Raw genomic sequence first — 12,396 nt, forward strand, 5'->3', positions numbered from 1 at the left:
TGGTGACGTTCGGGCGCGCATCACGCTCAGGAAGCACAAGTTACATCACGACAGGAAGTCAGGAAGTTCAGGACAGTGACCACTTCGTCCAATGCAAGCCCCCGCCTCTTCACCAGTGAGTCCGTGACCGAAGGCCACCCCGACAAGATCTGTGACGCCATCTCCGACACCATCCTCGACGCGCTGCTGCAGAAGGACCCGCGCTCGCACGTCGCCGTGGAGACCATGGTCACCACCGGACAGGTGCACGTGGCCGGCGAGGTCCGTACCGACGCCTACGTCGAGATCCCCAAGCTGGTCCGTGAGACGCTGCTGAGCATCGGTTTCACCTCCTCCTCGGTGGGCTTCGACGGCCGCACCTGCGGGGTGAACATCGCCATCGGCGAGCAGTCCCAGGAGATCGGCGACGGTGTCGACACCTCCCACGAGATCCGCAGCGGCGGGGTCGACGACAAGTACGAGGACGTCGACCAGGCCGGTGCCGGCGACCAGGGACTGATGTTCGGCTACGCCACCGACGAGACCCCCGAGCTGATGCCGCTGCCCATCGCCACGGCCCACCGCCTGTCGCGCCGGCTGACCCAGGTGCGCAAGGAGGGCATCGTCAACCACCTGCGTCCGGACGGCAAGACGCAGGTCACCTTCGCCTACGACGCCGAGGGCCGCCCCTCCCACCTGGACACCGTGGTCATCTCCACCCAGCACGACGAGGAGATCAGCCAGGCCGAGCTCACCGAGCAGCTGCGCACCCACGTGGTCGACTGGGTCATCCAGGACGCCGGCCTGCAGGACTTCGTCACCGGCGAGCTGACCCTGCTGATCAACCCCTCCGGGTCCTTCATCCTCGGCGGACCGATGGGGGACGCCGGCCTGACCGGCCGCAAGATCATCGTGGACACCTACGGCGGCATGGCCCGTCACGGCGGCGGCGCCTTCTCCGGCAAGGACCCGAGCAAGGTCGACCGTTCCGCCGCGTACGCGATGCGCTGGGTCGCCAAGAACATCGTCTCCGCCGGTCTGGCACACCGGGCGGAGGTGCAGGTGGCCTACGCCATCGGCCGGGCACGTCCGGTCGGCCTGTACGTGGAGACCTTCGGCACCGCCCGGCACGGGCTGACCGACGAGCAGATCCAGCAGGCGGTCAGCGAGGTCTTCGACCTTCGCCCCGGGGCGATCATCCGGGACCTGGACCTGCTGCGTCCGATCTACGCGCAGACCGCCGCCTACGGACACTTCGGTCGCACGGACATCGACCTGCCGTGGGAGAACACCGACCGTGCCGAGGCCCTGACCGCGGCGGTCGAGGGGATCGTCGCGGCGAATGTCGCGCAGTAGGGGCACCGCCGGTGGCCGACGTGTCCGACGTCCCCGACACTGACCCCGGGGTGACCGACCCGGTCGCCCGGGTACTGCCGTTGCTGGGCATGCCCCACCTGGACCGGCTCTTCGACTACGCCGTCCCGGCGAAACTCGCCGAGGAGGCCCGTCCGGGGGTGAAGGTGCGGGTGCGCTTCGCCGGTCGTCTGGTGGACGCCCTGCTGGTGGAACGGCGTCGGACCACCGACCACGTCGGTACGCTGGCCCCGCTGAACCGGGTGATCAGCCCGGTGCAGCTCGTCCCACCTCACCTGTGGTCGTTGGTGAACCATCTCGCCGACCGGTACGCCGGCACCCGTTCCGACGTGGTCCGGGCCCTGGTGCCCGCACGCCACGCCTCGGCGGAGAAGGACGGCCTGTTCGGCGGGGGTGCGGACTGGGAGGAGCTCTACGGCTCTCTGGTCTCCCGCGACGACCTCGTGGCGGCGCCGCGTGCGGCGGCCGCCGCCGGATGGGCGGGGTACCGCCACGCCGACAGCTTCCTGCGCGCCGTGCACGACGGGCGTGCGGCACGGGCGTCCTGGTTGTGGGCGCCGGGGGAGGACTGGGCGGCGCGGATCGCCGAGGCCGCCGCGTCGATCGCCTGGGACGGTGGCGGGGTGCTGGTGGTGGCCCCGGACCAGCGTGACGTGGACCGTCTGGTCGACGCGTTACGGGTCTTCCTCTCTGCCGCGCAGATCACCGAGCTGAGCGCGAAGGTCGGCCCGGCGGCACGCTACCGGCGGTACCTGTCGGTCCTGGCCGGCCAGGGCCGGGTGGTGGTCGGTACCCGGTCGGCGTCCAGCGCCCCGGTGAAGGGTCTGCGGCTGATCGTGCTGGTGGGCGAGGCCGACGACAATCTCGTCGACCCACGGTCGCCCTACCTGCATTCCCGGGAGGTGCTGCGCCTGCGCTCGGAGCTGGAGGACACCGCCCTGCTGGTCGGTGGGGTGCACCGCTCGGCGGAGGTGCAGCAGTGGGTGGAGGAGGGGTTCACCCCGTCGCTGCGCCCGACTGCGGAGCTGCTCAAGGACCGGATGCCGTGGATCCACGCCCTCGACGACATCCATGACGCCCACGCCCGTCACGCCCGCCTGCCGTCGGCCGGGCTCAAGGCGATGCACCGCAGCCTGGAGGCCGGGATGCCGTGCCTGGTGCAGGTCCCGCGGCGCGGCTACGCCCCGGCGGTGGCGTGTTCGAGCTGCCGGACCCCGGCCCGGTGCCGTCGGTGCAACGGTCCGCTGGAGTTGCCGGCCGGGTCGGCGGGGTCGTCGGTCGCTGCCGCACCACGGTGCCGCTGGTGCGGCGCATTGGAGGGGCATTTCACCTGCGGGACCTGCGGTGGCCATGCGCTGAGGATGTCGGTGGTCGGTCAGGAGCGTACCGCCGAGGAGCTGGGCCGGGCGTTCACCGGGGTGCCGGTGGTGGTCTCCGGAGGTGGCCAGATGCGCACCAGTGTCCCTGACCGCCCCGGCCTGGTGGTGGCCACACCGGGTTCCGAACCGATTGTCGAGGACGGTGGCTACGGTGCCGTGGTCGTGCTGGACACCTGGCTGACGTTGGGACGTGAGGACCTGCGGGCCGGGGAGAACGCCCTGCGCCAGTGGATGGAGGCGGCGTGTCTGGCCGTCCCCCGCGAGCGTGGCGGTGAGATGGTCGTCGCCGTGGCGCCGGACGACCCGACGGTGCAGGCGTTGATCCGGTGGGATCCGGAGGGCGCTGCCGCCCGCGAGCTGGCGGGACGTCGGGAGGCCGGTTTCCCGCCGGCGGTGACACTTGTCGCGGTGGACGGGACGGCGACGTCGCTGGAGCAGTTCGAGGACGCCTGGACCATACCGGAGCAGCTCGGTGGTGTGGAGCGTCTGGGGCCGGTGGAGCTTCCCCCGGGCGTGCGTCTCCCGGCCGGGTTGGGGGAGCTGGAGGCTGGTCAGGCGCGGCGGCTGATCCTGCGGGTGCCGGTACCGCCGGATGCCTCGGGTGAGGCTGTCGAGGCCCTGGGGTCGTCGCTGCGGGCGGCCCAGTCGTTGCGGGCGACGCGCCGTCAGAGCGATCCGCTGCGGATCGTCGTCGACCCGGTCCGGGTGGGGTAGCGGTTCCACCATGGGGCCGTTCGAACCCGGATCCTGGGACCGTTCCTGGTATGGGTGACACGATCCGGGGTTCCGTGTCACGGATCGGTCGATCCTGGAACCCACACCAGGATTCTCCGCTACGGTGAAAGCTTGGGGAGAGGCAGGGGGCCGCTCCCTGGGGAGGAAATCATGGGGAAGAAGTTCTGGCGTACCCGCGAGCTGGTGGCGCTCGGCAAGACCACGGACGAGATCGCCGGGGCGCTCCGACGTGGGGAGATCCACAAGATGGCCTACGGCCTCTACGGAACCGAGGAACCCACGGACATGGTCCGGCTCGCCGCGCTGGCGTGGGCCCGTCCGGGACTGGTGTACACGGGGAGCACGGCGGGGTTCCTCCACGGGCTGTCGCCGATGGCGTGGCCGGCGGAGGCGTCGGTGCCACGGGACACCAGCAGTAAGGGCGGCAGGTACCTGCAGCTGTCCACCGCCAGAAGGCAGCACAGCATCCTGGTCGACGGGTTGCCGACGCTGACACCGTTGGCCACCGCCGTGGCCTGTGACGGGGTCGGGGTGCGCGAGCGTCGCACTTTCCTGCAGCGCAGTTACACAGGGGTCAGAGGCAATGAGAGACTGGCGGCGGATCTCGCCGCCCTGACGCCGTCCCGCCGTGCCTGTGCCGCCGACCTCACCGGAGGTCTGATCACCGGGACGGCCAGCCACCTGGAGTTGCGGGCGGTGCGGGCCATCGTCGCCGCGCTCGACGGATTGGATGTCAGTGTCGAGGTCAACATGTTGATCCGCGGTTACTACTTCGACATCGTCATTCCCGAGGCCCGGGTGTGCATCGAGATCGACAGCTCGCTCTACCACTCGGCGGACACCGCGCGTCACGAGGACTTCGTCAAGGACCGGTGGAAGGGAAATGCGGCGGTGCGATGGGGGTGGACTCTGCTGCGCTACCCGGACGCCAGTATCCACCACGCACTCGACGAGGTCGCCGCCGAGGTACGGGACACCGTGGAGCATAATCTGGCCCACCCGCGGGGAAGGACGTTGCGCACCCGTGAACTGCCGACGGACCGTCAGGTGTGGCTGTGGCACCGGGGCCTGCAGGCCTGGTGTGGGTGACACGACCCGGGTTCCCGTGTCGGCCGAACCCGGATCCGGTAACCCACACCAGGATCGTCTCCGGGGCACTCCCACGGAGTGGTCGCGGCGTCGTCATCCTCCGGCGGTACACTGTGACCCCATGACCGTTCTCGATATCCGTCTCTTCGGCGACCCTGTGCTGCGCACGGTCGCCGACCCGGTGGACGACCCCACCGGCGACGACGCCCTGCCCACCCTCATCGACGACATGCTGGAGACCATGGATTCCGCCGGGGGTGTCGGCCTGGCCGCCAACCAGGTCGGCGTGACCCGCCGGATCTTCGTCTACGACTGCGACGGCGACCGCGGCCACATCATCAACCCGGTGTGGGAGGCGCTCGGTGAGGAGGTCCAGACCGGCCGGGAGGGCTGCCTGTCGGTCCCCGAGACCGGCGGGCAGGTGACCAGGTACAACCACGTGCGGGTCACCGGGGTGACCGTGGACGGCGAGCCGGTGGACCGTGAGGTCAGTGACCTGATGGCCCGGTGCGTGCAGCATGAGACCGACCACCTGGACGGGGTGATGTTCTTCCAGCGCATGGAGCCGGTCGACCGGCGTGCCGTGATGGGCGACATCCGGGGAAGCGAGTGGTTCAACCGATGAAGATCCTGTTCGCCGGCACCCCGGAACCTGCCGCGGTGACCCTGGAGTACCTGCTCACCGGGTCGGAGCATGAGGTTGTCGCAGTGCTGACCCAGCCGGACGCCCGTCGTGGCCGCGGCCGGAGCCTGCATCCGTCGAGGGTCGCCGAGGTCGCCGAGACTCACGGGGTGCCGGTGCACAAGTTCGCCTCGCTCAAGTCCGGCCATGAGGACGCCGACGAGGTCCGCGGCATCCTGCGCGGCTATGCCGCCGACGGTGTTGAGGCGGTGGCCGTGGTGGCCTACGGGCAGATCCTGCCGGAGGATGTGCTGGGGATCTTCACCCACGGCTGGATCAACCTGCACTTCTCCCTGTTGCCGCGGTGGCGTGGTGCGGCCCCGGTGCAGGCCGCGATTGCCGCGGGGGACGAGACGACCGGGGCGACGACGTTCCGCATTGTCCCGGCGTTGGACGCCGGCCCGGTCACCGGCGAGGTCACGGAGACCGTCGGAGTCGAGGACACCGCTGACGACCTGTTGACCCGCCTGACGTATTCCGGCCGGGTACTGTTGGCCGACACCCTGTCCGGGCTGGAGTCCGGTGCGGTGGTGCCGGAACCACAGTCGGAGGATGAGTCGACCTATGCGGCGAAGATCAGCAGCGCCGATGCCCGGGTCGACTGGCGCGAGTCGGCGGTGGTGGTCCAGCGCACCGCGCGTGCCCACACCCCGGCTCCGGGGCCGTGGACGCAGCTGGACGGGGAACGCTACAAGCTGGGGCTCATGCGAGTCGTCGAGGGGGGTCCCGGTGCCGACCAGGTCCCGGCCCTCACCGCCGGCCAGCTTCACGCCGCGAAGGACGCCCTGTTCGTCGGGACGGGTGATGGTGTCCTGGAGATCACCCGGATCCAGCCGCCGGGCAAGAAGATGATGGCCGCCGCCGACTGGGCGCGTGGGCGGTCCGACCTGTTCGGCGACGGTCGTACGGTGGTATTCGACAGCACAGCAGAGGGAGAGTCCTGATGGCAGGTTTCCGCGCACGGTCAACCTCGGGGGAGCCCCCGAAGGGACGCCCCGGGCAGAAGAGCAACTCCGGCTACCGGCGCCGCAGTGAGTCGCACCGGCAGGAGTACGAGAACAAGCAGTCGGCGGCGGGCTCCGGCGACCGGGTGCGCGATGTCGTGTTCGGCGTGGTGCGACAGGTCAGCTCCCAGGACGCGTACGCGAACCTGGTGTTGCCGGGGGCGATGAAGAAAGCCGGGCTGACCGGCCGGGACGCCGCCTTCGCCACGGAGCTGACCTACGGCACGTTGCGCGCCCAGGGGCTGCTGGACGCGGTGATCGCCGAGGCCGCGGGCCGTCCGGTGGGAAAGATCGACGAGACGGTGCTGGATGCGCTGCGCCTGGGCACCTACCAGATCCTGCGGACCAGGGTCGACGACCACGCCGCGGTGAACACCACGGTGGAGCTGGTGAAGGCCAACGGTGAGGAGAAGGCCGCCGGCTTCACCAACGGTGTGCTGCGCCGGATCACCCGGTCGACGCCGCAGCAGTGGCTGGACACGGTGACCGACAGTCTGGAGCCGCTGGCGGCCCTGGCGCTGCGTCACGCGCATCCGGTGTGGGTCGCCGAGGTCTTCAATGAGGCGCTCGGTGGCACCGCGGAGGCGCCCGCCGGGGAGCTGGAGGACGCGCTGACCGCTGACGACCGGCGGCCGCTGGTGCATCTGGCGGCACGCCCTGGGCAGATCTCCGCCGAGGAGCTGGCGTTGGTCACCGGTGGGGAGGAGGGCCGGTGGTCGCCCTATGCGGTGTACCTGTCGGAGGGTGACCCCGGCAAGCTCGAGCCCGTGCAGGAGGGGCTGGCCTCGGTGCAGGACGAGGGCAGTCAGCTCATCGCCCTGGCGATGCTGCGTGCCGAGGTCGCCGACGACCGGAGCCGGTGGCTGGACCTGTGTTCGGGCCCGGGCGGCAAGACGGCGTTCCTGGCGTCGTGGGCGATGGGCGACGGTGCCCGGGTGGATGCGGTCGAGGCGGCGGAACACCGTGCGGAACTGGTCCGGCAGGCCACCCGGGGTCTGCCGGTGAGTGTCCATGTCGGTGACGGCCGTGAGCTGGCGGGCATCGACGGGTTGAATGCTCCGGACGCCGGCTACGACCGGGTCCTGGTGGACGCACCGTGCACCGGTCTGGGCGCACTGCGCCGGCGTCCGGAGGCCCGGTGGCGCAAGTCCCCGGACGATGTCGCGCCCCTGGTGTCCCTGCAGCGGGATCTGCTGCGCTCGGCACTGGCGGCGACCAGGCCCGGCGGGGTGGCCGTGTACTCAACGTGCTCCCCGCATCCGGCGGAGACCACGGAGGTGGCACGTGCCGTGGCTGAGGAGACGGGAGCGAGCATCGAGGACGCGGCGGCACTGTTCCCTGGTCTGACGCACAACGACGGCCCCTTCGTGCAGCTGTGGCCGCACCGCCACGGCACGGACGCGATGTTCTTCGCGGTGCTGCGACGGTAGGCACATGTGACGAAGTGCCGCCCATAACTTCCTCTTGACCTCGTAGGACACTGGACGTAGTCTTGTGCCTACAGGAGAGGTGGTGGTCGGGATGACAACAATCACGTCACGAGAACTGAACCAGGACGTCAGCGCCGCCAAGCGCGCTGCGAGGGACGGGGCAGTAACGATCACGGACCGGGGGGAACCGGCATTCGTTCTGATGAGTATCGAGGAGTACCGCAGGCTGAGCGAACGTCGGTCAGTCGCGGAGATCCTCCGCATGCCCGAACACTGTGGGGACATCGATTTCGAGCCCGAGTCTCTGGCAGACGTTCCGAGGGCAGCAGATCTGTGAAGTATCTGCTCGACACCAACGTTGTCAGTGAGCTCCGGAAGCGCCCGGGCGTGGCGGACGGCAACGTTGTCTCATGGGCTGAGAAGCTCAACGCCGGTGATGCCGCCATCAGTGTCATCACGGTGATGGAGATTGAACTCGGGATCGCACGGGTAGACCGCCGTGACCCGACGCAGGGAATGCTGCTCCGACAGTGGCTGAACAACTCCGTCCTCCCTGGCTTTGAGAACCTGATCCTGCCGGTGACCCTCGATGTGGTACGCACCTGTGTGCCATACCACGTGCCAGATCCCCGACCGGAACGAGACGCTTTCATCGCGGCTACTGCTCAGGTCCATGGTCTCACGGTAGCTACGCGGAACGTACGTGACTTCGCAGACATACCAATACCCGTCGTCAACCCGTGGAAGGGCTGACATTCTCTCCCGCGATACGATGGAAGCCATGAGAAGACAGCCTCAGATCGCCCCGTCCATCCTCGCCGCCGATTTCGCGGACATCAGGGGCAGTATCGCCCTGGTGCCGGGCGCGGACTGGCTGCACATCGATGTGATGGACGGCCACTTCGTGCCTAACCTGAGCTTCGGGCTTCCGGTGGCTGAGGCGGTGCGCCGCTCCACGGACACCTTCCTGGACGTGCACCTGATGATCGAGGACCCGGCCCGCTGGGCGCCGGACTACGCCGCCTTCGGCAACGTGACCTTCCACCTGGAGGCCGTGGCGGACGTGGACGCCGCGGTCGCCCTGGCGGCCACGCTGCGCGAGGCGGGTACCAGGGCCGGGGTGAGCATCAAGCCGGGTACGCCGGTGGAGCCGCTGCTGGATCACCTGGCGTCCTTCGACACGGTCCTGGTGATGAGCGTGGAGCCCGGTTTCGGCGGGCAGTCGTTCATGCCGGAGGTGCTGGACAAGGTCCGTGCCCTGCGTGCCCGCATCGACGTCGACGGCCTGGACACCCTCGTGGAGATCGACGGTGGCATCGGCCCGGACACCGTGGGTGTCAGTGCCGAAGCCGGGGTGGACGTGTTCGTCGCCGGGTCGAGCGTGTTCGGCGCGGAGAACCCCGGGTCACGGGTGGCGGAGCTGCGGACCACCGCCACGCGGGCGGTCGCCGGGGCATGACGAACCCACTCGTTGACCGGCTCGTCGACCGGCTCGGTGAGGCAGGGGCTGAAGATCCCGGGGACGCCGAGGCCCTGGCCACGGCGGTGCGGCAGGCGGACGCGGCCGGCCAGCAGGTCCGTGGCACGACCTCACCGAACCCGCCGGTCGGCGCGGTCATCCTCGACGCCGCGGGGACGGTCGTGGGTGTCGGGGCGACGAGCCCTCCCGGTGGCGCGCACGCCGAAGTCAACGCACTGGCCGAGGCGGGGGAGCGTGCCCAGGGTGGCACGGCGGTGGTCACCCTCGAGCCGTGCAACCACACCGGCAGGACTGGGCCGTGCAGTCACGCCCTTCTGGACGCGGGGATTGCCCGTGTCGTCCACGTCTTCGCCGACCCGGGCGAGGTCGAGGGCGGCGGCGCGGAGTACCTGAGGAGCCACGGGGTGCAGGTGCTCGGCCCGGTACTCGATCCGACGGACATGCCCACCGGAATACCGGTGTTCAGCGTGGAGCCCTGGTTGGGCGCACAGCGGCTGGGTCGCCCGCACGTCACGCTGAAGTACGCGGCCACGATGGACGGGTTCGCCGCGGCCACGGACGGGACCTCGCAGTGGATCACCGGCGAGCAGGCCCGGGCCCGGGTGCACCTGGACCGCTCGCGCCGCGACGCGATCATCGTCGGCACCGGCACGGTTGCCGCGGACAATCCGCGGCTCACGGCCCGACGGTCGGACGGCTCACCGTACGACCACCAGCCGATGCGGGTGGTGGTGGGGATCTCGCCGCTGGCCGAGGACGCGGCGGTCCGGCGCGCGGTGCATCTGCCGACCCGGGACCTGCGTGCGGTGCTGGACGACCTGTGGGGCAGGGGAGTCGTGGACGTGCTCGTGGAGGGAGGCCCGCACCTGGCGGCGGCGTTCATCGACGCCGGCCTGGTGGACGCGGTGGAGGCGTACACTGCTCCGGCGCTGCTGGGGGCGGGTCTGCCGGCGGTTGCCCCCGCCGCCGAGACGCGTACGTCAATGGAGGGCATCCACCGGTTCACGTTGAGGTCGGTCGAGACCATCGGTGGGGACGTGTTGACCGTGACAACGCGACGATCACTACCGCCCAATGAGTCTGAAGCCGAGGAGAATTCGATGCCTTATGGCAGCCCACCCGTCTGACGCATTTCGTGGCTGCACCGTGTTCGACCCGACAGCATCAAACGAACCTTGCCGTGCGCTTCGGGGGATACATCGGTCAAAATGCAAAGTCAACACTGAAGGAAACTGATCCTGCCCCGCTGCACACCAGGCCGCCGTCCTCCCCTAGACTGAACAGTTATGTTCACCGGAATCGTCGAGGAGACGGGCACGGTCGCCGAGGTCGACGGCACCGCAGACGCCCAGCGCATACGCATCTCCTGCAGCCAGGTGCTGCAGGACGCCACCCACGGGGCCTCCATCTCGGTCAACGGGGTCTGCCTCACCGTCACAGAGTTCGACAGCACCGGCTTCTGGGCCGACTGCATGAAGGTCACGCTCGACTACACCGCCCTGGGTTCCGCCCGGCCCGGTGACCGGGTCAACCTGGAGCGCGCCACCCCGACCGGCGGACGCCTCGGCGGCCACATCGTCCAGGGCCACGTGGACGGCACCGCCACCCTGGTCTCCCGCACCCCGGGCAGCGAATGGGAGGTCTTACGCTTCGAGCTCCCGGCAGGCGATAACGGCACCGGGCTGGCACGCTACGTCGCCAAGAAGGGCAGCATCGCCGTCAACGGTGTCTCGCTGACCGTCGCCGAGGTCGGCCCCGTCACCGAGCCGTGGTTCGAGGTCTCGTTGATCCCCACCACCCTGGCCGACACCATGCTCGGCGACCTCGTCACCGGCGACACCGTCAACATCGAGTGCGACGTCCTGGCCAAGTACCTTGAACGCCTCGCACAGGCCAAAGGCTCAGAAGGATCAGAAGGATCAGAAGGAGACGTCCAGTGAGCGACCTGAACCAGGGGAGCGGCGGCACCGGCAGCAGCGACCGCGTGAGCCTGCTCGACCCCGTGGAGGACGCGATCACCGACATCGCCGCGGGTAAGCCGGTAGTCGTCGTCGACGACGAGGACCGGGAGAACGAGGGCGACATCATCTTCGCCGCTGAGAAGGCCACGCCCGAAACGGTCGCCTTCACCGTCCGGCACTCCTCGGGCTACATCTGCGCCGCCGTGCCCGACGAGGAGGCCGACCGTCTCGGCCTGCCGCCGATGGTCGCCCGCAACGAGGACGTCCGCGGCACCGCCTACACCGTCACCGTCGACGCCGCCGAGGGCATCACCACCGGCATCAGCGCCACCGACCGTGCACACACGCTGCGCCTGCTCGCCGACCCGGACGCCACCCGCGAGTCCTTCAACCGCCCCGGCCACGTCGTCCCGTTGCGGGCGAAGAAGGGCGGAGTGCTGGAGCGCGGCGGGCACACCGAGGCCTCCGTGGACCTCGCCCGCGCCGCCGGGCTGCGTCCCGCCGGCGTGCTGTGCGAGGTCGTCTCCGAGGACGACCCCACCGGCATGGCCCGCCTGCCGGAACTGCGCCGCTTCTGCGACGAGCACGGGCTGTCGCTGATCTCCATCGAGCAGCTCGCCGAGTGGCGCCGGGTGCACACCCCCGTCGTCTCCCGCAGTGTGGAGGCCCGCCTGCCCACCCGCTTCGGAAACTTCCACGCCGTGGCGTACAACGGCCTGGTCGACGGCGTCGAGCACGTCGCCCTGGTCTCCGGCGACGTGCGGGCAGACAGCGGCGAGGACGTGCTGGTGCGCGTCCACTCCGAGTGCCTCACCGGCGACATCTTCGGCTCGCTGCGCTGCGACTGCGGCGAACAACTCTCCGCCTCCCTCGACCTGATCACCGAGGCCGGACGCGGCGTACTGGTCTACCTGCGTGGCCAGGAGGGCCGCGGCATCGGCCTGGTGCCCAAGCTGAAGGCCTACAACCTGCAGGACGAGGGCATGGACACCGTGGACGCCAACACCGCCCAGGGGCTGCCGGTGGACTCCCGCGAGTACAGCGCGGCCGCCCAGATCCTGCGGGACCTGGGCGTGACCTCGGTGGCCCTGTTGTCCAACAACCCGGGCAAGCGCCTCGACCTGGAACGCCACGGCATCCCCGTCACCAGGCGTGTCCCGGTGGAGTTGCCCACCAACCCGGAGAACGAGGCCTACCTGCGCACCAAGCGTGACCGGATGGGCCACCAGATCGACTCACTGACCCCCGCCGCACCCTGAGACCCCTGACACCCCTGAACTAGG

12 protein-coding genes are annotated in these 12,396 nt (G+C 69.8%); all 12 read left to right on the forward strand.

Annotated features, from left to right (window positions below):
- Positions 1 to 75: 75 nt before the first annotated feature.
- The 12 genes from metK to PQI66_RS02465 all read left to right on the forward strand — a co-directional run bounded on the left by metK (position 76) and on the right by PQI66_RS02465 (position 12,372).
- A complete protein-coding gene (gene metK / locus PQI66_RS02410) occupies positions 76 to 1,335 on the forward strand; it encodes a methionine adenosyltransferase (RefSeq protein WP_339995731.1) in 1,260 nt (419 codons plus the stop codon).
- 89 nt (positions 1,336 to 1,424) lie between these two features.
- Positions 1,425 to 3,446, forward strand: coding sequence for a primosomal protein N' (locus PQI66_RS02415; RefSeq protein ID WP_339996000.1), 2,022 nt, complete (start codon positions 1,425 to 1,427; stop codon positions 3,444 to 3,446).
- 171 nt (positions 3,447 to 3,617) lie between these two features.
- Positions 3,618 to 4,556 carry a hypothetical protein gene (locus PQI66_RS02420; RefSeq protein WP_339995733.1) on the forward strand — a complete coding sequence of 313 codons (939 nt, stop codon included), beginning with the start codon at positions 3,618 to 3,620 and terminating at the stop codon, positions 4,554 to 4,556.
- A 121-nt stretch (positions 4,557 to 4,677) separates the two neighbouring features.
- Positions 4,678 to 5,181, forward strand: a complete 504-nt coding sequence (def, locus tag PQI66_RS02425) for a peptide deformylase (protein WP_339995734.1) — start codon at positions 4,678 to 4,680, stop codon at positions 5,179 to 5,181.
- The gene (fmt, locus tag PQI66_RS02430) at positions 5,178 to 6,182 is read left to right on the forward strand and encodes a methionyl-tRNA formyltransferase (protein WP_339996001.1); all 1,005 of its coding nucleotides are present in this window, start codon (positions 5,178 to 5,180) and stop codon (positions 6,180 to 6,182) included. The genes def and fmt overlap by 4 nt, the downstream gene beginning before the upstream one ends.
- The gene (locus PQI66_RS02435; RefSeq protein WP_339995735.1) at positions 6,182 to 7,672 is read left to right on the forward strand and encodes an RsmB/NOP family class I SAM-dependent RNA methyltransferase; all 1,491 of its coding nucleotides are present in this window, start codon (positions 6,182 to 6,184) and stop codon (positions 7,670 to 7,672) included. The genes fmt and PQI66_RS02435 overlap by 1 nt, the downstream gene beginning before the upstream one ends.
- Before the next feature lie 91 nt (positions 7,673 to 7,763).
- The gene (locus PQI66_RS02440; RefSeq protein ID WP_339995736.1) at positions 7,764 to 8,009 is read left to right on the forward strand and encodes a type II toxin-antitoxin system Phd/YefM family antitoxin; all 246 of its coding nucleotides are present in this window, start codon (positions 7,764 to 7,766) and stop codon (positions 8,007 to 8,009) included.
- Positions 8,006 to 8,425: a type II toxin-antitoxin system VapC family toxin gene (locus tag PQI66_RS02445; RefSeq protein WP_339995737.1), complete on the forward strand. Its 420-nt coding sequence runs from the start codon at positions 8,006 to 8,008 to the stop codon at positions 8,423 to 8,425. Before PQI66_RS02440 ends, PQI66_RS02445 begins: the two co-directional genes overlap by 4 nt.
- A gap of 28 nt (positions 8,426 to 8,453) precedes the next feature.
- Positions 8,454 to 9,131, forward strand: coding sequence for a ribulose-phosphate 3-epimerase (gene rpe / locus PQI66_RS02450; protein WP_339995738.1), 678 nt, complete (start codon positions 8,454 to 8,456; stop codon positions 9,129 to 9,131).
- Positions 9,128 to 10,279: a bifunctional diaminohydroxyphosphoribosylaminopyrimidine deaminase/5-amino-6-(5-phosphoribosylamino)uracil reductase RibD gene (gene ribD, locus PQI66_RS02455; protein WP_339995740.1), complete on the forward strand. Its 1,152-nt coding sequence runs from the start codon at positions 9,128 to 9,130 to the stop codon at positions 10,277 to 10,279. Before rpe ends, ribD begins: the two co-directional genes overlap by 4 nt.
- 159 nt (positions 10,280 to 10,438) lie before the next feature.
- Positions 10,439 to 11,092, forward strand: a complete 654-nt coding sequence (locus tag PQI66_RS02460) for a riboflavin synthase (protein ID WP_339995742.1) — start codon at positions 10,439 to 10,441, stop codon at positions 11,090 to 11,092.
- A 44-nt stretch (positions 11,093 to 11,136) separates the two neighbouring features.
- On the forward strand, positions 11,137 to 12,372 hold the full coding sequence (locus tag PQI66_RS02465) for a bifunctional 3,4-dihydroxy-2-butanone-4-phosphate synthase/GTP cyclohydrolase II (RefSeq protein WP_445227987.1): 1,236 nt from the start codon (positions 11,137 to 11,139) through the stop codon (positions 12,370 to 12,372).
- Positions 12,373 to 12,396 lie beyond the last annotated feature (24 nt).

The sequence above is a fragment of the Corynebacterium sp. USCH3 genome (assembly GCF_037619475.1).
Taxonomy (GTDB): Bacteria; Actinomycetota; Actinomycetes; order Mycobacteriales; family Mycobacteriaceae; genus Corynebacterium.